This is a genomic window from Gemmatimonas sp. UBA7669 (genome assembly GCF_002483225.1).
Lineage (GTDB): Bacteria > Gemmatimonadota > Gemmatimonadetes > Gemmatimonadales > Gemmatimonadaceae > Gemmatimonas.
Genome location: NZ_DLHL01000054.1, coordinates 1 through 20,873, shown reverse-complemented (window position 1 = coordinate 20,873; position 20,873 = coordinate 1). Strand labels below are relative to the sequence as shown.

23 protein-coding genes and 2 tRNA genes are annotated in these 20,873 nt (G+C 68.6%); 7 read left to right on the top strand and 18 right to left on the bottom strand.

Features of this window, described 5'->3' with window-relative positions:
* Nucleotides 1-26: 26 nt before the first annotated feature.
* The 4 genes from B2747_RS16480 to B2747_RS16465 all read left to right on the top strand — a co-directional run bounded on the left by B2747_RS16480 (nucleotide 27) and on the right by B2747_RS16465 (nucleotide 4,471).
* Nucleotides 27-99: transfer RNA gene (locus tag B2747_RS16480), tRNA-Gly, on the top strand.
* Nucleotides 100-256: 157 nt separating this feature from the next.
* On the top strand, nucleotides 257-3,295 hold the full coding sequence (locus B2747_RS16475; RefSeq protein WP_291163411.1) for an MHYT domain-containing protein: 3,039 nt from the start codon (nucleotides 257-259) through the stop codon (nucleotides 3,293-3,295).
* A gap of 35 nt (nucleotides 3,296-3,330) precedes the next feature.
* Nucleotides 3,331-4,335: an HD-GYP domain-containing protein gene (locus B2747_RS16470; RefSeq protein ID WP_343125916.1), complete on the top strand. Its 1,005-nt coding sequence runs from the start codon at nucleotides 3,331-3,333 to the stop codon at nucleotides 4,333-4,335.
* A 51-nt stretch (nucleotides 4,336-4,386) separates the two neighbouring features.
* Nucleotides 4,387-4,471, top strand: a tRNA-Leu gene (locus B2747_RS16465).
* 5 nt (nucleotides 4,472-4,476) lie between these two features.
* On the opposite strand, the gene B2747_RS16460 is transcribed toward B2747_RS16465, so the two are convergent.
* The 8 genes from B2747_RS16460 to B2747_RS16425 form a co-directional block, all read right to left on the bottom strand.
* Complete coding sequence (locus B2747_RS16460) at nucleotides 4,477-5,667, bottom strand: tyrosine-type recombinase/integrase (RefSeq protein ID WP_291163663.1); 1,191 nt, start codon at nucleotides 5,665-5,667, stop codon at nucleotides 4,477-4,479.
* A complete protein-coding gene (locus tag B2747_RS16455; protein ID WP_291163405.1) occupies nucleotides 5,667-5,843 on the bottom strand; it encodes a hypothetical protein in 177 nt (58 codons plus the stop codon). Before B2747_RS16455 ends, B2747_RS16460 begins: the two co-directional genes overlap by 1 nt.
* A 35-nt stretch (nucleotides 5,844-5,878) precedes the next feature.
* The gene (locus tag B2747_RS16450; protein ID WP_291163402.1) at nucleotides 5,879-6,715 is read right to left on the bottom strand and encodes a recombinase RecT; all 837 of its coding nucleotides are present in this window, start codon (nucleotides 6,713-6,715) and stop codon (nucleotides 5,879-5,881) included.
* On the bottom strand, nucleotides 6,712-7,056 hold the full coding sequence (locus tag B2747_RS16445) for a hypothetical protein (RefSeq protein WP_291163400.1): 345 nt from the start codon (nucleotides 7,054-7,056) through the stop codon (nucleotides 6,712-6,714). The genes B2747_RS16450 and B2747_RS16445 overlap by 4 nt, the downstream gene beginning before the upstream one ends.
* Nucleotides 7,053-8,324 (bottom strand): AAA family ATPase, encoded by a 1,272-nt coding sequence (locus tag B2747_RS16440; protein WP_291163397.1) that lies wholly within the window; start codon nucleotides 8,322-8,324, stop codon nucleotides 7,053-7,055. The genes B2747_RS16445 and B2747_RS16440 overlap by 4 nt, the downstream gene beginning before the upstream one ends.
* The gene (locus B2747_RS16435) at nucleotides 8,324-9,418 is read right to left on the bottom strand and encodes a YqaJ viral recombinase family protein (RefSeq protein WP_291163394.1); all 1,095 of its coding nucleotides are present in this window, start codon (nucleotides 9,416-9,418) and stop codon (nucleotides 8,324-8,326) included. Before B2747_RS16435 ends, B2747_RS16440 begins: the two co-directional genes overlap by 1 nt.
* 186 nt (nucleotides 9,419-9,604) lie before the next feature.
* Nucleotides 9,605-9,904 carry a hypothetical protein gene (locus B2747_RS16430; RefSeq protein WP_291163391.1) on the bottom strand — a complete coding sequence of 100 codons (300 nt, stop codon included), beginning with the start codon at nucleotides 9,902-9,904 and terminating at the stop codon, nucleotides 9,605-9,607.
* Nucleotides 9,905-10,037: 133 nt separating this feature from the next.
* Nucleotides 10,038-10,283: a helix-turn-helix domain-containing protein gene (locus B2747_RS16425; protein ID WP_291163388.1), complete on the bottom strand. Its 246-nt coding sequence runs from the start codon at nucleotides 10,281-10,283 to the stop codon at nucleotides 10,038-10,040.
* A gap of 42 nt (nucleotides 10,284-10,325) precedes the next feature.
* Here B2747_RS16425 and B2747_RS16420 point away from each other — a divergent pair, with 42 nt between their 5' ends.
* Genes B2747_RS16420 through B2747_RS16410 form a run of 3 tightly spaced genes read left to right on the top strand, consistent with a single transcriptional unit; the run spans nucleotide 10,326 to nucleotide 11,469 of the window.
* Nucleotides 10,326-10,913, top strand: a complete 588-nt coding sequence (locus B2747_RS16420) for a helix-turn-helix domain-containing protein (protein ID WP_291163384.1) — start codon at nucleotides 10,326-10,328, stop codon at nucleotides 10,911-10,913.
* Between the two features lie 24 nt (nucleotides 10,914-10,937).
* A complete protein-coding gene (locus B2747_RS16415; protein ID WP_291163381.1) occupies nucleotides 10,938-11,165 on the top strand; it encodes a hypothetical protein in 228 nt (75 codons plus the stop codon).
* Entirely contained in the window at nucleotides 11,137-11,469 is a 333-nt protein-coding gene (locus B2747_RS16410) for a hypothetical protein (RefSeq protein WP_291163378.1), read from the top strand. Before B2747_RS16415 ends, B2747_RS16410 begins: the two co-directional genes overlap by 29 nt.
* 5 nt (nucleotides 11,470-11,474) lie before the next feature.
* Here the strand turns inward: B2747_RS16410 and B2747_RS16405 are convergent, their stop codons facing one another.
* The 10 genes from B2747_RS16405 to B2747_RS16360 all read right to left on the bottom strand — a co-directional run bounded on the left by B2747_RS16405 (nucleotide 11,475) and on the right by B2747_RS16360 (nucleotide 20,861).
* Entirely contained in the window at nucleotides 11,475-11,945 is a 471-nt protein-coding gene (locus B2747_RS16405; protein ID WP_291163375.1) for a single-stranded DNA-binding protein, read from the bottom strand.
* Between the two features lie 139 nt (nucleotides 11,946-12,084).
* Entirely contained in the window at nucleotides 12,085-12,885 is an 801-nt protein-coding gene (locus B2747_RS16400; protein WP_291163372.1) for a zinc-finger-containing protein, read from the bottom strand.
* Entirely contained in the window at nucleotides 12,858-13,031 is a 174-nt protein-coding gene (locus B2747_RS16395) for a hypothetical protein (RefSeq protein WP_291163369.1), read from the bottom strand. The genes B2747_RS16400 and B2747_RS16395 overlap by 28 nt, the downstream gene beginning before the upstream one ends.
* Nucleotides 13,028-13,273: a hypothetical protein gene (locus B2747_RS16390; protein WP_291163367.1), complete on the bottom strand. Its 246-nt coding sequence runs from the start codon at nucleotides 13,271-13,273 to the stop codon at nucleotides 13,028-13,030. Before B2747_RS16390 ends, B2747_RS16395 begins: the two co-directional genes overlap by 4 nt.
* Nucleotides 13,270-13,707 carry a hypothetical protein gene (locus tag B2747_RS16385; protein WP_291163365.1) on the bottom strand — a complete coding sequence of 146 codons (438 nt, stop codon included), beginning with the start codon at nucleotides 13,705-13,707 and terminating at the stop codon, nucleotides 13,270-13,272. Before B2747_RS16385 ends, B2747_RS16390 begins: the two co-directional genes overlap by 4 nt.
* The gene (locus tag B2747_RS16380; RefSeq protein WP_291163363.1) at nucleotides 13,700-14,299 is read right to left on the bottom strand and encodes a hypothetical protein; all 600 of its coding nucleotides are present in this window, start codon (nucleotides 14,297-14,299) and stop codon (nucleotides 13,700-13,702) included. The genes B2747_RS16385 and B2747_RS16380 overlap by 8 nt, the downstream gene beginning before the upstream one ends.
* Nucleotides 14,296-14,877 (bottom strand): helix-turn-helix domain-containing protein, encoded by a 582-nt coding sequence (locus B2747_RS16375; RefSeq protein WP_291163360.1) that lies wholly within the window; start codon nucleotides 14,875-14,877, stop codon nucleotides 14,296-14,298. Before B2747_RS16375 ends, B2747_RS16380 begins: the two co-directional genes overlap by 4 nt.
* A 222-nt stretch (nucleotides 14,878-15,099) precedes the next feature.
* The gene (locus tag B2747_RS16370) at nucleotides 15,100-15,348 is read right to left on the bottom strand and encodes a hypothetical protein (RefSeq protein ID WP_291163357.1); all 249 of its coding nucleotides are present in this window, start codon (nucleotides 15,346-15,348) and stop codon (nucleotides 15,100-15,102) included.
* Nucleotides 15,345-15,932, bottom strand: coding sequence for a hypothetical protein (locus B2747_RS16365; RefSeq protein ID WP_291163354.1), 588 nt, complete (start codon nucleotides 15,930-15,932; stop codon nucleotides 15,345-15,347). Before B2747_RS16365 ends, B2747_RS16370 begins: the two co-directional genes overlap by 4 nt.
* 75 nt (nucleotides 15,933-16,007) lie before the next feature.
* Entirely contained in the window at nucleotides 16,008-20,861 is a 4,854-nt protein-coding gene (locus tag B2747_RS16360) for a hypothetical protein (RefSeq protein ID WP_291163352.1), read from the bottom strand.
* Between the last annotated feature and the right edge of the window lie 12 nt (nucleotides 20,862-20,873).

Here is a 20,873-nt window from a genome sequence, read left to right as displayed (position 1 = left end):
GTACAATTCCGCGGTCGGTTGTTGACGCGGGAATAGCTCAGTTGGTAGAGCACAACCTTGCCAAGGTTGGGGTCGCGGGTTCGAGTCCCGTTTCCCGCTCTGAAATGCACGGTTCATCACACAGGCGCCGGGCCCCATGGGTCCGGCGTTTTGTGTTGGTGGCGGAGGGTGACGTACATCCATTGCGCATCGTCCAATGTGAGATGCTTCACAATGTGGGGAGGCATCGGTCCCCGACGGTCGCTCCGATCGGGTCGTGCACCGCCGCCTCCTGTTTTCACAGCTCATGCATCAACACGCCGAAGCCGCTGCAACGGTCCTGCGCGGTGAGTACCGGCCTGAACTCGTGCTGCTCTCGCTCGTCATTGCCGTTTTCTCGGCGACGATGGCGCTCAAGTCGGCGCAGATTTCGCGATACGCCGAAACGGTGCTGTACCGGCATGTGGCAACCGCCAGCGGTGCGCTGGCACTGGCCGGCGGCATCTGGACGATGCACTTCATCGGCATGCTGGCCTACGTGGTGCCGGCCGAAGTGCACTATGACGTGTCCCTGACACTGGCCTCCTTCCTGCCGGCCTGCGCCGCGTCGTGGCCGGCCCTGCGCTTGCTTGCGCGCCCCGAAGTGTCGCGGAAGGCGCTACTGGGCAGCGGATTGCTGGTAGGGTTGGGCATTGGCACCATGCACTACTCCGGCATGACGGCGATGGAGATGTCGCTGGCGATGACCTACGATCCGGTCATCTTCGGACTCTCCATTGTCGTGGCGGCCGCGCTGGCCACCCTGGCCCTCTGGATTCGGTACGGGCTGCGCGGCACGGCGCTTTCACCGCGGCAGCGCTTCGCCGTGAGCGGACTGGTCATGGGTCTGGCCATTGCCGGCATGCACTACACCGGCATGTCGGCCATGCGCGTCTCCGGCACACCGATTGCTCCCAGCCAAAGCTTCCCGGTCACAACCGAAGTGGCTTCCCTGCTGTTGGCGGGATTCACGATCATCGGCACGCTGCTGGTCTACGCCACCAATGACCTGATCCGATCGCGCGAACTGTATCGGCGCGTCGAGGAGAGTGAGTCCCGGCTGCGCGCTACGCTGGAGACAGCCGTCGACGGCATCATCACCATTGATGACCGCAGTCGCATTGTCTCGGTCAATCAGTCGGTTGAGCGCATGTTCGGATGGAGCGCCGATGCATTGCGCCTGCAGAACATCACCATGCTGCTGCCCGATTGCGGGAATGCCTGCGCCACCCGTCTGGGTGACGGCGTACCGCCGCACGACGACACCGAGCGGGTTGGTCAGTCACGGGAAGTCATGGGGCTCAGGCGCGATGGGACCTACATCCCGCTGCGTCTTGCGGTGGGTCGCATGGACCTGCCGGGTGAGCGGCTGTATGTCGGCTTTGTGACTGATATCAGTGAGCGGCACGCGCTCGAGGCTTCGCTGCGCGAAACGGCAGAGCGTGCGGAGCGCGCGGCGGCGGCCAAGAGCACCTTTCTGGCGAACATGAGTCACGAAATCCGGACGCCGATGAATTCCATCATCGGCTTCACGGAGTTGCTGCTGCAGGGTGAGCTCTCGCGCACCCAGCGGGCGCATCTGCGCACCATTCGCCAATCCTCACGTTCGCTGCTCGCCCTCATCAACGACATTCTCGACACCACCAGGCTCGAGAAGGACGGACTGCAGCTCGAATCGATCGACTTCTCCCTCAAGGGGCTCGCCGCCCAGATCGAGTCTTCGTTGCGTCTTGGGGCCCAGCACAAGGGGTTGTCGCTGGTCACCCACTATGCGTCCGACCTGCCGGAGTACTTCCGCGGCGATCCATTGCGACTGCTCCAGGTACTGACCAATCTCGTTGGCAATGCCATCAAGTTCACCGAGCGTGGTGGCGTAACCGTGCGGTTTGCGCGCGGCGCCGTCGATGGCGCAGACGGCGTGGTGGTGGCGGTTGAAGACAGTGGCATTGGCATGAGCCCGGAGCAGGTGGCCACGATCTTCGCGCCGTTCACGCAGGCTGATGCGTCCATCAGCCGGCGATTCGGCGGGACCGGGCTTGGCACCACCATCTCGCGGCAGTTGGTGGAGCTCATGGGCGGCAGTATCGAGGTGACCAGCACGGCCGGCGTGGGCAGTTGCTTCACGGTGCGAATTCCGCTGCTCGAGGGCGTGGCACCTGAGACATCACCTGCGGCGATTGGCGGACCCGCGCTTCCCCCGCTGGTCATCCTGGCAGCAGACGACGTCGCGCAGAATCTGGAGCTGCTGGATGCCGTGCTCACTCGCGATGGGCATCAGGTCGTGCGGGTCCCCGATGGCGCACACGCGCTGCAGCGGTTCCAGGCGGAGTCGTTCGACCTCGTGCTCATGGACGTGCACATGCCCGGCATGGACGGCCTCGAGACGACGCGGCTCATACGGCAGTACGAGCGCGGTACGGAGCGAAAGGCCACGCCCATCATCGCACTGACGGCCAGTGTGCTCGACGAGGATCGCCGTGCCGTGCTGCAGGCCGGCATGGATGGATTCGCTGTCAAGCCAATCGACGTGCGTGCACTGCGCGAGGAGATGGCGCGCGTGCTGGCGCTCGGCGACGGCGTCCAGCCGCTCGACGTCTTGCCCGTGCAGGGGGTGGGAGCCCCCGTGATCGATTGGGACACGGCCATCAGTTTGTGGGGCACGCGCGAGCGCGTGGTGCGCGCCATCGCCACGTTCATGGAGAGTGTGCCCATGCAGCACGCCGTGCTGTGGAACGTGGCCGCGACCACTGAGGTCGCCGCGGTGGTGACCGCGCTGCACACCGTGCGCGGCGCAGCCGGCAACCTTGGTCTGGCGCAATTGGCACGCACGGCCTCTCACCTGGAAGAACAGTGGCGCGAGCTGCTGACCGCCGCGGATGGTCCATCCATGCGGGCTTTGCATAGGGCGATGGACGCCGTTGAAGCGGAGATTCCGATGTTGTCCGGTACGGAGCGCGCGCGAACTGAAGAGGGTGAGTTGGCCTCGTCGCCGCTGGCACCGGACGCGGGCGCTCCAGGTGTGGCGCAGAGCGACGCGGAGCTGGCGCAGTTGGCGGATCGGCTTCGCGTGTTGCTGCAGCGCGGTGAGCTCGACGATGACCTGCTCGATCGGGTGTGCGTGGCGTTTGCTGCACGTGGTGCGCGGTCTGCGGCAACCAGACTCCGCGATGCGGTGGACGGCTTCGATTTCCCGAGGGCGGTGCAAGGCCTCGATGCGTGCCTGGCTGAGTGCTTGGTAGCCGGCGCGACAGCCGACGCGGCGGCCAGCGTCTCGTGAGCGGTCTGACCGTGGCCGCGGAGCGTCCCACGCCCATGCAGCAATCGGACGAACGGGCGACACTCCTGCTCGTGGATGACGAAGCCACCAACCTGCAGGTGCTGCGGCACACGCTCAACGACCGCTATCGACTGCTCTTCGCCCGCGATGGGGCGCGGGCCCTGGAACTCGTGCGTAGCGATCCTCCCGACCTGGTACTGCTCGACATCATGATGCCGGGCCTCTCCGGCTTCGATGTGCTCAAGCAACTCAAGGCCGATCCCGCCACCTCGGTCATCCCCGTCATCTTCGTCAGTGCGCTGGCAGACGCCGCAAGTGAGGAGAAGGGGCTGGAGCTTGGCGCGGTGGACTTCATCACCAAGCCCTTCAACCCGCACATTGTCCGGGCCAGGGTTCGCACGCACCTCACACTGGTGCAGAGCGAGGAGGTCCTGCGCACCCGTGTGCAAATCGTGCACTGCCTCGGAACGGCGGCCGAGTTCAAGGACACCGAGACGGGCCTGCATGTGGTGCGCATGAGTCACTACGCGAGGACGCTCGCACTCGCCGCTGGCTACGCGAGCGATGCCGCCAATGAATTGTTGCTGGCGGCCCCCATGCATGATGTCGGCAAGATCGGCGTCCCTGACGCCATTCTGCAGAAGCCAGGACCGCTCACCCCGGAGGAGCGCCGCATCATGCAGCAGCACACGCTCATCGGGGCTCGCATTCTTGGAGAACACGCGGCCGGACTCCTCCGGCTCGCCTCCACCATTGCCCTCAGTCATCACGAGCGATGGGATGGCGAGGGCTATCCGCACGGCGTGGCGGGAGAGGCCATCCCGCACGCCGCGCGCATCGTGGCCGTGGCCGATGTGTTCGATGCCCTGACCAGCGCACGGCCCTACAAACCGGCGTGGTCTGTGGAGGACGCGGTGGATTTTCTGCGGCGTGAACGCGGCCGCCACTTCGATCCGGAACTCGTGGACGCCTTTGTGCGCTGTCTACCCGAGGTGCTGGGGATTCGGGAAACCTGGGCTGATCGACCGCTCGCCGGTTAGCTTTGTGTCTTCGGGCTGGGTGCTGGCGCCGGAAGGCCCCAACCCCTCCTCACCCGGATGGCGAAATCGGTAGACGCGCGAGACTTAAAATCTTGTGCCCAAAAAAGGCGTGCGGGTTCGAACCCCGCTCCGGGTACTGACTTAGGCATGATGGGTCCTCCTCGGCCGGGGGCCGGATTGGGGGAGGGTAGCGGGATCGGTAGCAGGGTCCGCTACCGCCGCGTCGGGCAGATAGTCGGCCGCATTGGGCAGGAACTTGCCGTAGCGGTCGAGGACCAGTTTGACGGTGCCATGGCCGCACTGATGCGCCACCACCTGCGGCAACTCGCCGCGGCGGAGCAGGGTCACGGCGTAGTGGTGGCGCCAGGCATGCAGCCGGGCCACCGGGGTGATGTCGAGGGCTTCGAGCGTCTCGCGGTGCACGCGGTTGGCCACCTTGCTGCTGTGCGGCGGGCACACCAGCGCCTCGGGCAGCGCGTGGGCGACGGCGGCCCGGATGTAGGGCAGGGTCCACGCCTCGGTGATGCGCACCACGCGGTTCCGGTGCGCCGTCTTGCTGCCGTGACAGCGCACTGTGCGCGCCGCCAGGTCCACGTCCCGCACGCGAAGGCGCTGGCAGTCGGTCCAGTCCATGCCGGTGCCGGCCATCAGGGCTTCACGGCCCCGGAATAGCTCGGGCAGTGCCGCGATCAGGCGCCGGGCGTCGGCCTCGCTCCACCAAATCACCTCGGCCTCGTTCTCCTCGTAGCCGCCGATATCGCGGGCCGGGTTGTGGGCCACGAGGCCGCGGCGCACCAGATACTTGGCGAACGCCGACACGGCCGCGCGGTAGCGGTTCCGGGTCGCGTCCTGCACGCCCGTCAGCGCATCGAGGCGCGCGGCCACGAGCTGCGCCGTGAACCAGTCGCGACGCCACTCTGGCTCGGGGAACAGCCGCGTCAGCTGCTGGCGGTAGATCGGGATGACCGACTGCCCGCGCGTGCGCTGGCCCCGCCACGTGAGGAACGCGTCGAGGTGTGGGCGCAGATCGATGTTGGCCGCGTCGGCTGCTGCCTGGCGGGCCTCGGCGGCGGCCTGCTCGGCCTGCTGCTGAAAGTGCGCGACCACCCCGACCTCTCCGAGGCGGTACGCCTGCACCAGAGACACGCGGCTCTCCACGATGGCCTCGAGCACGCCGTGGACATCGAGGCGCCGCCGCACGCCCTGGTGCCAGCGCTCCACCGCCAGCGCCTCGGTCTTGAGGGTGGTGCCGGTGGACAGCACGCGTTGCGCGCCGGTGGTGGTCACCACCCGCGTGTACCACGTCTTGCCCCCGGCTTTGCGGTAGACCATCACGCCGCCCCACGGCGCGGGACGGTCTCGCCCCGCAGGATGGCGTCGATCTTGGCCCGCACGTAGCGCACGGGCCGACCGGGCAGGCGGCAGGCCATCACCGCGCCCATGCGGTACACGGTCTGCCGTGCCACCCGGAACAGCGCCACCACCTCGGCGTGGGTGTACGGCTGCATGTCGGACCGCATGTCGGCCCCCACGGGCGCGCGGTTCACGCGACCGCCGCCGCGGCCTGCTGGCGCCGCTTCGCCAGTTGCTCGCTCAGTGCGTCCACGCCGCCCCGGCCGGCCGTCAGTTGCATCGGCGCGGGTGCCGCCTTGATGGCCAGGTCGCTCTCCTCGTCGTCCAGATCGAGGGCGCGCATCAACTCCTCGCTCTGCGGCACGTACTTCATGCCCCGCTTGAGCGCCGACTTGCGCCACATCTCGTCTTCCCAGTCGATCCACGGCCCTTTCCCCTCGGCAAACGACTTGGACACCGCCCGGACTTCCTCGACCTCGGCCTTGGTCATCCACTCCACCACCCGGCCCCCGGTGGTCAGCTCCACGATCATGTAGGCGCCGATCTTGTCGCCGGCCTTGCCGCCGATCAGCGGCTTGTGCAGGATGGTCGGGTCCGGCGCGAACTGGATGTCGAAGGGCTCGCCGTCGCGCACGACACGGGCCTGCACGCTCTTGACCAGCGGGTGCCGATAGGCGAGCTCGATCAGACCGTGCGGCGCGATGATGACCTGCACCTCGCCCTTGTACGGCACGAGGTACGCGCCGCGTCCGCCAAAGGGCAGGTTGAGGCCGGCCACATCGAGTACCGCCAGCCACAGGCTCGTGGCCTTACACTTCCCGAGCGCCGGCACCTTCTTGACGGCCCCGGCCGCGAGGCGCATGACCTTCTCGGCGCGCGACTTGTCACCGCCCACCACCTGCATGATCTGCAGAATGCGGCGGTCGTTCGTCTCCTCGACGCTCTCCGTCGTCTGCTCCTGGGGGGCTGGATCGCCCTCGTGCACCGGCCCCGTGACCGGCGGCTCCTCCGTCTGGGGCGCGGTCATGGCCGCCCCGCCGGGCGCCCCGCGCCGCCCTGCTCGATCCCCTTCTCGATGCGTTCCTGCCGCAGCCGGTTCCCCTCGGCAATGGCGTACACCTCGACCTTCCGCAGGCGTGTCATCTCGGCACGGTGCGCCGCACACGCCTGCTCGACGGCCGTCAGCTCGGTCTCGTACTGGCTGAACAGATACTCGCGGGACCGCAGCTTGGTCATCAGCGCCGACAGCACCTGCCACAGCGTGTCTTTCGTGGCCGATTGCTGCTGCTGCGCGTGCTGACGCAGCACCTCCAGCGCCTCCTCGGCGCTCAGGTTGAGGTCGGCCGGGATGGTCAGGGTGACGCTCATGCGGCCACCGCCTTGCCGTTCACGGCGCGGACATTGCCGTCCTCGATGTAGATGCCGACCTGTCCCGTGGTGTCCACCGTTTCCACGAGTAGCACAAAGTCCTCGGCCGCTGCCGCCTCGGTGAGCAGCTGCAGCGAGTCCTCGTCGAGCAGTGAGCCGTCCCGAATCACCATCAGGCGCAGCTTCGGGTTGAGCGCCATACCGATGGCTGCACTGAGGCGCAGCTGCTCGGCCGTCGATGCCTGATCGAGCGGCACGCCATGCAGCGTCACGCCATCCTCGGTCAGGCCGATGCCGGGCAGCGGGAAGGCCACAGACTGAATCATGGCCGCGCGCTCGGCTTCGCGCGCCGTCATGCGGTCGCTGATAGCCTGCGACGCCGCTTCGAGCTGGGCGACGGCCGCGGCTTCCGCCTGGTATTGCTCGTACGCGTGGTGCTGCGCATTCACGGCGCCAGCCTGCTCCAAGCGCTGCTCGATTGCCGCCACATCCCGCAGCGCCTCGGGCTCGGCCAAGGCCAGCAGCGCCTTGCCGATCGCGTCCGCCTCGACGTCCAGCGCCTTGGCCTCATCCAGCAACCGCGCGGCTTCCTGGCGCTTCGCGCGGGCCTGATCCCACAGCCCGCCCGCCCGCTCCCTCTCGCGTTCGCGGCGGCGCATCTCGGCCTCGACCCGGGCATTGTGCTCGCGCGCGGCGCGCAGCTCGGCCAGCGCCGTGGACGGGTTCACCGGCTCGACCGGCTCCACCCGTTCCATCGCCTCGAATCGCGCCTTGGCCGTGCGCAGATCGCGGTTCACCATGGTGCGCTCGTCGAAGTCGGTCTTCTGCACCGCATCGAGTTCGGCCAGCTGCTTGGACAGGCCCACGAGGTTGGCCAGCGTGTCGCGCTGCTCGCGTGGCTTCATGCGCGAGAAGGCCAGCGGATCGAACGCAAGCGACGAGAGCAGCCCGTCGAGCATCTTTTGCGGGCTACTGAACTTTGCGCCCTCGGGCGTGGACACGGTGAGCGTGGTGCGCCCGTCGGCCTTGACGGTGCGCTTGACGAGGAAATCGCCCAGGTCCACTTCGATGACGGCTTCGTCGGCGCCGTGGCGCACGGGATCGGCGGGCAGCGCTTCCTTCCCAGCCAGCGCGGCTTCAAGAGCGCGCAGCACGCTCGACTTGCCGGCGCCGTTGCGGCCGGAGATCTGCACCAGGGCGCCGTCGGGCTTGATCTCGACGGCCTGGAGACGGAGAAAGTTTTCGGCGGTGAGGCGCACGAGTTTCATCAGTTGTCCCCCGCGGCGGCCGTGAACCGGAACTGACGCGACGGCGCGCCGATCTTCGTGTGCGACTGCACCAGCTCAGCCGGCGCGTTGGCCGCCTCGGCCACGGCCTTCCAGTCGGTGCGCGCCGCACCCTTGACCAGCCCGAACGACACCTTGCCATAGGGCGTGTGCACGGCCTTGTAATCGCCCATCAGGCGCATCACATGGGCCTTGGCCAGCTCCTCGGCCGCCTCGGCGTCCTTCGCCGCGCGCCGTGCGTCCGCCAGCTGCGCCACCGCCTGCTCGACATCCGGGTCACTCGGCATCAGCTCGTCGCGGACCTGGTCGAACTTGCTGCGCAGATACTGCACGTCCGAGCCACGCGAGACCGGCGGCTCCACATCAGCCACGACGTACCGGTGCCACCAGTCGTGCACCTGCTCGTAGAGGTCGAGCGCCAGCGCGTGCTCCACCTTCACCGTGAACGGATGGTAGTCGCGGCCGTCCACCAGCACGCCCACATCCACGCGCTCAAGTTCGAGCACATCGGCCTGCCAGATCGCCTGACAGAGGATCGCGTAGGGCACCTGATCGCTGCCGGGTAGCCCGAAGTCCCGGAAGGTCTTCCAGCTTTTCGTCTTGCACTCGAGCAGGAACAGGTCACTGAAGGACTGGATGTCGTAGTCGGCGGCCGACTGCCGGAGCACAAACCGGTCGGGGCTCGCGCGCTGCCAGTCCTCGCGGCCAATGAACGTGCTGCCCGAGGGCGTGCGGCGCTTGACGGCCAGCCAGGGCAGGCGCTTGACGGCTTCCTTCACCGTCAGCACCTCAAGGCCCACATCCTGCTTCTGGTATTCGCGCTGCGCCAACGTGGCCACAATGGGCTCGAGCAGCTGGCCCATGAGCGCCGGGCCACTGTCGCCGCTCGACTCGGGCACAACGCGGCCGGTCTTCTCGGCCCACACGTCGAGGGGCGACTTGTAGCGGTCGAGCCCGAGCACGGCCGCCACTTCGGAGGCGCCGAGGCCGGTGCGGCGCTCGGCCAGTTGGGCGGCCGTCAGGCCGACCGTCGGCTGGGCCAGGGTGGACAGCGGGGAAGCAGTGGGTGCGGTCATCGTGTCTTGCCTCAATGGCGGGTCGTGAATACGTTTCCCGGGCGGCCTCGTGCCGCGCAGCGGGTGGGGTGAAGCGAATGCGTGTGCTCCCTCGTGTGCCGGTGCCCCCGCACCGGCGGCCAATCTCTCAACGCCCGTACTCGGTGCCCCCGGTGCGGGCGTTGTGCTGTCCGGGGGTCTCGTGCGTCATGCCGGGACCCGCACCGCCGCCCGCGTGGGCAGCTCGGGCGTCCGCAGCGCCGGCGGCAGCAGCTTGAGGCGCACCGGCGGCACGGCCCCAAACACTGCCCAAATGCGGTCCATGACCGCCTGCAGCGTGTGCACAAAGCCCTCGGCCTGCTGCCGCGAGGCGCCGGCCAGCGCGGCCTCCATCAGGCGCCGCAGCAACACGGCCCACGGCCGCGTCTTGCCGCGTGAGAGGTCTTCCCATGGCTCCGTCGGCAGCCGGCGCAGCTCCCGCACGACCTGCCGCATGCCGTGGCGCATGTCGCCATCCAAGTGCCGCAGCTCGAACACCGGCCCTGCGTGGACCGTCACCGCGTCCCGTTGCATCGTGCCCCCAATCCGGAAGTTTGGTCCTACCGCGCGACACCCCCGTGCCGCAGCGTCCTACCACCGCTCAGGCGGCGCCGCGCTGCTCGAAGCGGGTGCGCGCTTCGGCTTCGCGCAGGTGCGGCTCAAACGCCTCTTCTCGATCCAGCCCCATGAGCTCTGCCAGCACGCGCTCCACGCGGTACGACCGCGTTTTGCCGTTGATGACCATGCTCACCATGGCCGGCTTCACGCCGGCCTTCTCGGCCGCCGTGGACTGTGACACGCCCGCCTCGCGCAGGCGCGCCTTTCGTTCGGTAGCGGTCAACGCCATAGGTGCTAAGTTGGGTGTTCAGTGGTGGGGTTAATGTTGAGCATGACGCCACAGCTTCCCGGCCCACGCGTCGCGCTCAGTATCGACCACAAGCTCAACGCCGACCAGATTAACCTTATGCCTAAAACTACGCAAGAGGCAAGTTCTACCTACGGCACGCTCAACGAGGCGCGCGGGCGTCGGCTGCAGACGGCACGGGTTGCGGCGGGCCTTGAGCAGCAGGCCGTCGCCGAGCGGCTCGGAGTCACGCGCGGGACCATGCGCCGCTGGGAACGTGGCTACTGGCTGAGCCCGCGCCGCCTTGAGGAGCTGGCCGCCCTTTACGGTGTTTCGTTGCAGGAATTTGAGGGGCCCGCTGCCGCGTCGAGCGTCAGCAGTCCGTCAGCGGTAGCTCATCCCCGCTCGCCGCGTGCTGTCCCGCAATCGGCACTGCTGGAGTGGGTGCGATTCACCGTCGAAGCGGTCGAAGCCGGTGCAAACGAGGCAGACCTGGCGTTCCTGCGCGGGCTCGTGCTTGCGCCGAATGTGGTGTACTCAAACATTGCCGACGACGAGCTGCGCCTGCATGTGCAGGCCGGGATCGCAGCGGCGCGCACGTACATTGCGACCCGCTACCCGCCGCAGCCATGAACCCTTCTGAGAGGAGCGGGACGCGTGTCGGTGGTTCGCGAATGGCAATCGTTGCTGGCGCAAGCCGAGCGCTGCGGCGCCGTCGTGGTGCTTCACCCGCTGCCGCCTGGTGCGCACGGCCGGTGTGTGCAGCGCAACGACGAATCGGTAATTCTGCTCAACCAGTGCATTCCACTCGCAGAGCGCAACACGGCGCTGCGGCGCATGCTGGCGAGCGTGCGGCATGAGCAGCCGTATCGCCAAGCTGGCTAGACGCCTCACGCGCAGCCCTGAGCCTGGGACGCCAGGGTACGCGGCTCTCCAGCGCGAAATTGCGCGGCAGCAGCAGATGACGTACACGCGAACGGAGAGCTGGGGGCCGGTCGTGCTCGTTGTCCTGTGGCTCATTGGCGCCGGCCTGTTCTACCGCCACCTCACCAACCCGCGCTATGTGCGGCCCACCGTGGCGCCGCACCGCCCGCTCTACGAGAACACGTCCGAGTATCTGACGCCGCCCGAGCAAGAGCCCGACGGCGACTGGGACGGGTGCACGGGTGGCGTGCACCCGACCTGCTGAGGCCTCTAGAACGGCAAATCGTCGTCCTCGTCCTCGAGGGCGCCCGGGAAGTCGCTGAAGTCGTCGTCGGCCGGCTTGTTCGCCCGCGGCTTGCTGCTGTTCGCGGGGCCGGTCGGTCGCGGGCTCCCGCCCTGGCTGCTGCCGTCGCCCAGCATCACCAGCTCGGTGACTTTGATTTCAGTGGTGTAGCGCGTCTGCCCGTCTTTGTCCTGCCACTGGCGGTACTCGATGCTGCCCTCGACGTACAGCTTGGCGCCCTTGCGCACGTACTTCTCGACCACATCGGCGAGCCCGCCGCCGCGGGCACTGTTCCACACGACACAGCGGTGCCACTCGGTCTTCTCCTGCTTGACCCCTTGGGCATCGGTCCACGTGCGCCCCGTGGCCAGCGAGAAGGTGGCGACCCGCGCGCCCGTGCCGACCGCGCGCACCTCGGGATCGCCGCCGACGTTGCCGACCAGGATTGCCTTGTTCACCGAACGACTCATCACACACCTCGCGAGAGAGAAAAGGGAGCGCGGCTACCAACGCCGCAGGGGCGCGCCGCAGCTGAGGAGGAAGGCGTAGCTGAGGGAGGCGGCGCAGATCGCCGCGAACACCCACCAGGGCACCCGCTCACGGCGCATAGACCCGCCGGGCTTTGGGCGGCAGCGCCATGAGGCGCAGGTAGTGCGCAGACGCCAGCGCCTGCACCCGGTGACACTCGGCCGCATCCATCCACGCGATGTGACAGGCGTATTCCGGCCGCGCGGTCGCCTGCTGCAGCCATCGGTACGCCTGCCGGCGCGAGAGGCCGGCTTCCTTCCACAGCTGGTCAAACACGTCATGGGCGGCGGTGCGCGCGTCACGCAGCGCCGCATCGGCCAAGGTCCCGAGCGCCTTGGTGGTGCCCGGGTGACAGCCGACCCGTGCATCACACGGCTTGCACACCCACTTCGCCGCCCAGTCGGGACGGGGCGACGGAATGAGCACGGCCGCCGCGCCGCAGTATGGACACCGTGGCGTGGTGGCGGTCCGCGCGTGCAGCGCCTGAATCACCTGCCGGCGCACGTCGGGATTGCCGCGCTGCCCAGGCGCCGGGTTGCTATGCGCCACGGGCAAGACCGCGCTGGCTGCCTGCGCCACCGCCACACTGCGCGAGACGCCCATCTCACAGTGCACGAGCAACGGCGCCTGCTGCGCCACCGCCTCGACCAAGGCGTCGGCAATCGCCCGGGCGGCGTCGGGCTGCGCGTCGGCCGTATCCCACAGAGCGATGCGACGGACCGCGCCCCACCCGACATCCAGCGACGCCGGGTCGTGCGTGTCGCTCGTGAGGCTGAGGACATGCACCGTGGGATCGGCCGGCAGCACTTCCGCCTGGCGCCGGCTGGCCGTGCGCAGCGGGATCAGCTCGGCGACGCCGTATCCTTCCACCAGTCCTCCTTGTCGACAATGCGCTCGATGCGGGCGCGGTCGCCGTGCGTGTGTTTGATGAGGCGCTGCGCCTCACTCAGCGTCAGGCCGAGCTGCTTGGCGAGGTAGCGCGCAAAGCGGGCGGCGTTCGGGTGTGGGCGGCTCACGATGCCTCCTCGGCTTCCAGGGCGAGCCACAGACACGCGAGCATCTCACACTCGGGCCATGTGGCTTCCCATGCACCGTCGCGGCCGACGAAATCGGTGTAGCGGGCGTGCATCGCCTCACGCAGCGCCCCTGGAAGCGGCAGCATCCACAGCTGGTTGCGTGGCGGATTCTTGGGGTCCGCATTCACACGCCGTGCAACGGCCCGCCACGCGGCGGCTTCGGTGACCAGGCGGCGGGTCATGCATCCCCCCGCGCCGCGTCGGCGGTGTGTGTGCGGTTCGCCGTCCGCGCGTCGCCGTCGTGGCACGCGCAGTGGTCGGGCGGGCAGTCGTCAAAGCACTCGGCCACCTCGCGCTTCGGCGCGGTCTTGCGCGCAATACACACCGCCAGCTTGTCCACGCGATCTTGCGCCGGGATGGAGCCGACGCCGTGGAACAGCGCCTCGGGATAGCCGTACTCCACCCGCGAGGCGACGACCTCGAAGTCGTCCGCGTTTTCGGCGTGCGGGTCGCGCGACAGATGCGCCCAATATGAGCCGTCCGAGCACCGCGCGACTTCCACCACCCCGCCAGGAAACTTGATGATGGCGTGCGTGGGCTCCGGGTTACGCACGTCGCCCTCGATGGTCACGGTCAGCGCGTCCTCGGACCGCGTGAGCTTGAAGCCCTTAGCCATGCGCGTGCACCTCCACCCGCTCAAACGCCACCACCCACACCCAGGGGTTGGCGTCCCATGCGCCGCTGCCGTTGATGGAATCCCATAGATCGCGGTACCAGTCACGCGCCGCATCGTCGTGCACCTCTGGCGCGGGAGAGCGAGACCAGTCTGTTGGATGCCCTTCGGCCCGACAGTCGTCCGCACTGATGTCCTGCAACCGCTCCACGCGCACGTCGGTGATGCGCAGCGTGAGGCGCGACGCCCAACGCGGCATGTAAATGGACGGGTGCCAACTCCCGCCGACAACCTCGTGTGCGTCGGGGGAAAAACGCGGTTTGTCAGCGCGATACACTGCGCCACCAGTGCTGAACGGAGCAAAGGTCTCCCGTACCCACAGCAGGTCTCCGGGGACGCCGTAAGGGCAGTGGAGCCAGCCGAACGCGTCGTGCCAAATCGCACCGTCGTCGCGAACGGTGCAGCCGATGTCGTTCGGTCGCAGTCGCAGGTCAGTGCGCTTCGGCGGCTTCACCACCCGCCGCGTCATGCTCTTGCGTCCATCAAGAATCGCTCTGACCATCTGGCCAGAAAACAGGATGGGCCGTTCCTTCATGACGCGGCTCTCCATTGACGCCCTCGAACGATGTTGCTGATCTGCGATTGCGACACGTTGAACGCCTCTGCCAGTTTCGACTGCGACCATCCATCTCTAGCAAGTTCGCGGATCGCGGCTACATCGAGCACACTTAGCTTAGATGCTGGATTCGCAGAGCCGATTAGCGCGAACCTCGGAACTCGCAGTCGGCCCTTCCTGGCAGCGTCCTGCATGTTCGCAGAGCGAGATCCAGAGCTCAGGTGATCCGGGTTGATGCAGGCGGGAGTGTCGCACGCGTGAAGAACATGCTGATCAGGCCCGAGGTCGTTGCCCGCAAGCAGGAACGCCAATCGATGCGCGTATATGGTCCTGCCTTCCACGCGGAGCGTTCCGTAGCCCGCGTTGTTCTTCGTCCGCTGCCAGATCCAGCACTGTCCGTCCTCGGCAGTGCTGAGCCCATTGGCAAGCCGACGCGCAAGGTGCACCGGATCAGCCGGCGAAACTCCACGCGGTGCATAGAGCTTCCGCTTGGCCTTGGTGCCGTTCAGAAGCGCGCGGACCATCGGCGCCGACATGAGGATCGGACGCTCACGCATGCGACACCACCTCCCCCCGCGCCAGCACGTCAGACCGGACAAACACCGGGCCATGCACAACGCCGTTGCGTGAAGCGCGGAAAAGATCGCCTCTGCTTAAGAACTCGACTTCCCAAGGTTCTGCCACGCGAAAGCCGCGCAATGCCGCCTTAGCTATCAGAGCCGCGCGATGCTCCTCTTGGGACTCTGTTTGGGGCTCTGTGAAGATCATCTCCATCTGGCTCAATATTCCCCCCGCGCCAGCACGTAGCCGGCGGCCTCGTAGCGGGTGGCGGTGGGGCTCCAGGTGTTGTCGATCTCGGTCTGCAATCGCTCCAACGCGGATCTATGCCCTGAGGTCCGAGCAATCGCCTGATGAATGGCGGCGTAGGGGCAGTCGCACGTCACGTTGTTCCGGTTCGCGCACAGTTCAGCACTCGCGCCCACCACGCGGCCATCTGGGGCGGTGAGAGTCCAGATTGCCTTGCTCACCGCCCGCCCTCCGTGGTGGCCGCGCCGTCTGCCGCGCCCGACGCGGCGGCGAGGGCGGCCTCTAGAGCAAGCCGAATCGAAAGCCGCGAGAACAGCACGCGTCCACCGTATTCGTTGACCATCACCCGGTATGCCGCTTCTTCCGCCGCCTCACTCAGCACCGCCTCCACCCGCCGCTCGGCCGCGTCGGCGCGGGTGCGCTCACGGTTCGCTTCGGCGCGAACGAGAATCGCCTTTTCAACGGTGATGTACTCCCCGTCTACGGCCAGTTCGTCGTTGACCTGCGCGAGATGTGAGGCGAGAGCATCCCGCTCCCCCTCCAACCGCGCGATGGTAGCGCGGGCGTCGGCAAGCGCGGCATTGCCTCCCATCAGCGCCACGATGCGCGCCGCCGCACGTCGGGCCTCGTCCTGCCGAGTGCTGTTGCCGCCCTCGGTCCAGCGTGGTGTCTCGACGTACGGCGACGCCGCTACCCGCATGGCTTCGTAGACGCATCGCGCAACCGCCTCGATGTCGCGCCGCTCTTCGCCGTCCTCCGGCGTCCGCGCTGCCCCCGCAGCGCTCGCCGGCTGTTCTCCGTCCATCGTGCCCCCGAGTGATTGGTGAGACCTCCGCTCACCAACCTACACCGATTCACCAAATGGTCAATAGCTGTAAGGTTAACGCATCGCGCCCGCCTGTTCGAGGTACCACGACAGCGAGAACGGGACCGGCTCCTTGGCAGACGCGGCCGGCGCCGGGCGCTCCATCGTGCGCTGGCTCGGGCCAAGCATCTGCCGGTGATAGAACTGGTGGGCGCGCTTGACCACGTCCCGCTCCTGCGCGTCGAGGGTCGCCAGAAAGCGGTTCCGCTCGGTCAGCGGAATGGCGGCCAGCGGGCCGGCGCGCTTGAGCGACTGCTTCGCCGCCTCCCGGGTGCCGCCCAGTGCCACGTAGCGCTGGAACCACGCCCGCGCCGCGTCGTCCTCGCCGTACTGCAGGGCCTTGCGGTAGTAGTACAGGGCCGCCGACTTCTTGGTGTTGGCGCCGCCCGGCCGGTGGCGGCCCTCCTTCTCCAGCCAGGTGTAGGTCATACTGCGTGCCGCGTCGTAGGCGAGCTGGCCGCCGTCGGTACGGTACGCGATCAGGTTCACCAGCTCACTCGACGCCGGCCGCGGGTCCGCCGGCACGCCGCCGAGCGGCAGCATGACGTTCCGGTACACGAGCCCCAGCGACCACGCATCGAACAGCGCGCCATACGCTCGGCCCAGGGGGTCGCGCAGCGTGCGCGGCTCCAAGGGGTTCGGGAACAGCGACTTGCCGGTGAGGAAGCTGTAGAGCGCCTGCGTCATCGGCTCCAAGCTGCCGGCGATCTTCTTCACCGGGGCCAGAATCGCATCCCCGAGCAGGTCGCCGTAGCCCACCTCCCCGTTCCACAGCTCCACGATGTCGTGCGGCAGATCCTTCATGCCGACCCACGAGAGGAAGTCGGCAAAGGCGCCTTCGACGCGCACCGTGATAATGTCGCCGTCGCTGGTCTTGCCGAGGATCAGGTGCCCGTCTCGGCCGGCCTTGCGCAGCTCCTCCCACTCGTCGCCCCACATGGTGGCGTTGTAGATCGCCACGGCCGCCATGAACGCGGACGCCAGGACGCCGGCCATGCCGAGACGCGCTCCCGCGCGCACGCCCATCTGCAGCGCGCCCAGCCCGAACGCACCAGCCACTCGGGTGCCGGCGCCGCCCACCCACCCCCCTTCCTCGTGCCGCGCATTGCGCGCGAGGTTGACGAAGCGCTTGGTGTTGACCTCCATCCAGCTGTAGAACGGCAGGAACCGGTCGCGCACCGTTTGCCCGAGGCTGCTGATGTTGCCGTAGTCGCCGAGCATGTCGCGCGAGAGCAGGGCGGCCTTCTCCTCGTTCGACTGCAGCGCATCGACGCGCGTCCGGTTCGACGCGCCGTACACGCGCCGCCCCTGGTTGAGCTGGTCGAGGAAATAGCGATAGGCCGCCAGGCGCAGCACGTTCTCGCGCCACGTCGTGAGGCCGCGCGCGTGGTCCCAGTACACCGCCGCCATGGCCATAAACGCATTGGGCGGCATCGTGGCCAGGTGCCGGAACTCCTCGAACGTCTTGATGTCGGGAATCTCGGTCGTGGTCTGCGTCTGCCCGATCACGCCGCGCTCGAGCAATGTCTGCAACTCCGCCGTGGCCGGCGCCGACAGGTCGCGCGTCCGCTGGTAGCGCCAGAGGTCGGCCGCCGCCTGCGCGATCTTGGGGCCGACGCCCGGCAGCATGATGGCCACCTCGATGTCCGACGAGATGTTGTTCAGGTTGTACTTGATCACCCGCGTCGGATTGAGCAGCGTCCACACCTTCCAGGCGCGCACCTCGGTCTTGAGCGCCGCGTCGAGGATGTTGGTCGGACTCTCGGCCGGCTTGAGGTTGTTCAGCGTCTTCACGATCCCGGCCGGCAGGATGAGGCCGGGCTTCTTGCCGCCCATGACCATGAGGCGCTGCAGCTGCGCCACGTCGACCGGCCCGCCGCGCAGCAGCTCGGCCAACTCCTTCTCGCTCACCGTGAGCGCCGAGTAGAACACGTTGCCCTTCTCGGGCTGCCAGATGTCGAACTCGTCGCCCGCCATGGCCAGCAGCGCCTGCTGGTCGGCCGGGTTCACGTAGTCGGCGCCCAGCGCGTCCTTGATAGCCTGCTTGCGCTCGGCCATCGCCTTGTAGATCCCGGCTGCCGCCTTGCCCGCCGCGTTGTCCTGCTGCACCAGCTGCGAGAGGAACGGGAACCACTGCGGGTGCGCGAAGCGCTCGCCCGCGGCCTCGGCCTCCAGCAGCGCCTGCACCATGCGCGCGAAGGCCGGCGGCACCGTCACGCGGTCGTGCAGCAGCTCGCGCACGATGCGCTGCCGGCCGGCCGCGATGCGCTGCGCATAGATCGCGAGCGGGTCCTCACCGCCGGCGGCGTCCACCTGCTCGTAGAAGCGGTCGACATTCCAGCGGTGCGCGTCGGCCTTGAGTTCGGGCGTCCGGTCGAACGCCTTCACCGTCTGCAGCACCTCGTGCAGCAGCAGGTTTTGGTAGCCCTGCGCCACCCATTCGTATTCGGCCTCGATGTACGCGAGGTTGAAGTCACCCCCACCCGTGCGCTGCTTCATGAAGCCGCGCGACTTGACGCGCGCATCACGCGGCGCGCCGACCCCTGTCCACTGGCCCTGCTGCACGAGCAGCCGCTTCTCGGCCGCCGCGAGCACCTGCCGGTGGTAGTAGCGCGGATCGTCCAACACCGACGCATCGAGGTTGCCAATCTCCACGAGCTGCGTGGTGAGGGCCTTGGCGAACGTCGCGCGCCGCTCAATGGCGGCCGCCACCTTGGCGTTGTCCCGCACCACCCGCTCGACCTTCGCCTGGTCCTGCAGCACGCGGCCACGGGCCTCGCCCACCGGCACCACGCGGTCGTTGGCATCGCGGCCGTAGAACGGCACCGGGTTGCCGCGATCATAGAGCCCGGCATCGATGTCCTTGAGGATGTCATCGAGCGCGAGCTTGCGGCTCATGAGCTGCACCTCAGATGCCGACAGGCCCTGCACGATCTGCAGCAAGCTGTCGGCGGCCTTGGCCTGGCTGACCGACCCCGAGCGCTCGGCGCTCAGCAGCGCCTCATTGATCAGGGCGTGCTCTGCGTCGCGCGTGGCGTCGAGTTCGGGGAAGTGGCGCAGCCCGGCCGTGATCCCGGCCAGCGCCTTCTGCACCCGCTGGCGCAGCGAGAGCGTGGGCAGGCCCTGCTCGCCCTTCCGCAGGCGCGCCTCGACCTCGGGGAACTGCGACGCGAAGAGCGGGGCGGTGTCGGCCGTGCGCCGGCTGATGGTCTCCTTGATCCGCCGGGCGGCCTCGCCGATGGCGGCGGCCATGGGGTCGGTGTAGGCATAGCGCGGCTCGGCGCCGGCCTCGTCGTCCACCTCCAGCAGCTCGGCGTCAGGCAAGTACGCGCCGTCGTCGTCCAGGTCGGCGCCATCATCCACGGCCTCAGCCGCTGGCGCCGCGCTGGCGGCCGTGGCGGCCGTGGGGGTGCCCGAACCCTCGGCGGCCGGTCGTTCGGGCGCTGACGGGGCGGCAGGGCCCGGCGCGGCCCCGTCCCGCGCCTGGGTCAGATCCTGCCGCAGGGCGGTCAGGGTGTCGTTGAGCGTCGACAGTGCGGCGGCCACCGGATCGGCCGCCGGGTCGCCCGAGGGAGACCTGGGCGCCGTGGTGGCGGCCGGCGGCCGGTACGTGACCGACCCGTCGGCGTTGGCGGTCTTGGACCAGCCGTCCCGGGTGAGGCCGTCCAGGCGGCGGCGCTCCCAGGTCTGCATGGGCGTGCCCGGGCGCACCGTGACCGCGCGGATCGCCTGCTGGTACTGCGCGTCGGTGTTGTCGCGGGCAACCAGCTCGAAGGCGCCGGACTCGTAGCTCGGCGCCCACATCGGCTTGCTGGTGTTGACCTGGCCCTGCAGCGCCTGCGTGTCCAGCTCGACCAGCACGCCGCGATTGGCCCCTTGGCCCAGCGCCATCTCGGGCGACGTGGCCAGGAAGGTGGTGTCCCCCTGCGGCCCGACGTGCTGACCTTCCAGCATGCCGAGGGCCGCATAGGGCGACATCTCGCGGTAGGCGGTCGGGGCGAAGTCGGCGAGCGGGCGCCGGAAGTTGCGCGCGGCCACCTCCTCGACGGAGGGGCGACTGGCGGGGCGCGCGGTGGCGGACGGGACCGGCGCCAGGGGCGGCGCGACCCCGCGCTCCATCTGCGCCGTCCGCGCTGGCTGCACGGAGGCCGGCAGGGAGGTCGGAAACGCCTCGTCCTCGAAGGCCGCCGGGTCAAAGTCGGTGGCACCCTCGGCCAGCGGGGTGTTGCTGGCCTCGGCGCGGCGCACCAGCTCGGCCGCCGGGTCGATGCCGCGGCGCTCGAGCTCAGCCACCACGCGATCCACCACCCCCTGTGTGAGCTGCACGCGGCGCTGCGCCTTGGCCTGCATCGACGGGCCTTTGCCGTCGCGCGTGGCCACGGCCAGCTTGGCGCCGGCGTCGACGCTGAACTGATTCTCGACGTAGTCGTACACCGACTGCCCCTGGTCGCGGGACAGTCGCGTCGTCAGCGTTTCGAGCTCCTCGATGAGCCCAGCATCGGACACGGTGGCCAGGTTGTTCACGAGGCGCCCGCTATCGGTCCGGGCCGACATGCGCATGGGGCGCCCCGGTGTCTCGCTGGGGCGGGCCACGGGCGCCGGGCTGGGTGCCGGCGCGGCCTGTGGTACCGCCGGAGGCACCGCCTGCGGGGCCGGCTCGGGCACCGGCTCGAGCGCAGCCGGCAGCGCCTCGGGCAGCGCCTCCGGCTCAGGTTCCGTGGCCAGCTCGTCAAGCAGCGCCGCGCGCGGATCCGGCGCGGCAGCCGGTGTGACCGCTGGGGTGACGGCCGGCTCGACTGCTGGGGCGGCCGTGGGGACGGGAACCGGCTCAGGCGTCGGCATCGGCGCGGGCGCCGACTCAGCGGCCACCGGGGGCGCCAT

Coding starts and splice junctions, on each gene's coding strand:
- B2747_RS16470 (WP_343125916.1), top strand. CDS start 3,331: ATGCAGCAATCGGACGAACGGGCGACACTCCTGCTCGTGGATGACGAA.
- B2747_RS16460 (WP_291163663.1), bottom strand. CDS start 5,667: ATGGTCTACCGCAAAGCCGGGGGCAAGACGTGGTACACGCGGGTGGTG.
- B2747_RS16455 (WP_291163405.1), bottom strand. CDS start 5,843: ATGCAGCCGTACACCCACGCCGAGGTGGTGGCGCTGTTCCGGGTGGCA.
- B2747_RS16450 (WP_291163402.1), bottom strand. CDS start 6,715: ATGACCGCGCCCCAGACGGAGGAGCCGCCGGTCACGGGGCCGGTGCAC.
- B2747_RS16445 (WP_291163400.1), bottom strand. CDS start 7,056: ATGAGCGTCACCCTGACCATCCCGGCCGACCTCAACCTGAGCGCCGAG.
- B2747_RS16440 (WP_291163397.1), bottom strand. CDS start 8,324: ATGAAACTCGTGCGCCTCACCGCCGAAAACTTTCTCCGTCTCCAGGCC.
- B2747_RS16435 (WP_291163394.1), bottom strand. CDS start 9,418: ATGACCGCACCCACTGCTTCCCCGCTGTCCACCCTGGCCCAGCCGACG.
- B2747_RS16430 (WP_291163391.1), bottom strand. CDS start 9,904: ATGCGCCACGGCATGCGGCAGGTCGTGCGGGAGCTGCGCCGGCTGCCG.
- B2747_RS16425 (WP_291163388.1), bottom strand. CDS start 10,283: ATGGCGTTGACCGCTACCGAACGAAAGGCGCGCCTGCGCGAGGCGGGC.
- B2747_RS16420 (WP_291163384.1), top strand. CDS start 10,326: ATGACGCCACAGCTTCCCGGCCCACGCGTCGCGCTCAGTATCGACCAC.
- B2747_RS16410 (WP_291163378.1), top strand. CDS start 11,137: ATGAGCAGCCGTATCGCCAAGCTGGCTAGACGCCTCACGCGCAGCCCT.
- B2747_RS16390 (WP_291163367.1), bottom strand. CDS start 13,273: ATGACCCGCCGCCTGGTCACCGAAGCCGCCGCGTGGCGGGCCGTTGCA.
- B2747_RS16385 (WP_291163365.1), bottom strand. CDS start 13,707: ATGGCTAAGGGCTTCAAGCTCACGCGGTCCGAGGACGCGCTGACCGTG.
- B2747_RS16380 (WP_291163363.1), bottom strand. CDS start 14,299: ATGAAGGAACGGCCCATCCTGTTTTCTGGCCAGATGGTCAGAGCGATT.
- B2747_RS16375 (WP_291163360.1), bottom strand. CDS start 14,877: ATGCGTGAGCGTCCGATCCTCATGTCGGCGCCGATGGTCCGCGCGCTT.
- B2747_RS16365 (WP_291163354.1), bottom strand. CDS start 15,932: ATGGACGGAGAACAGCCGGCGAGCGCTGCGGGGGCAGCGCGGACGCCG.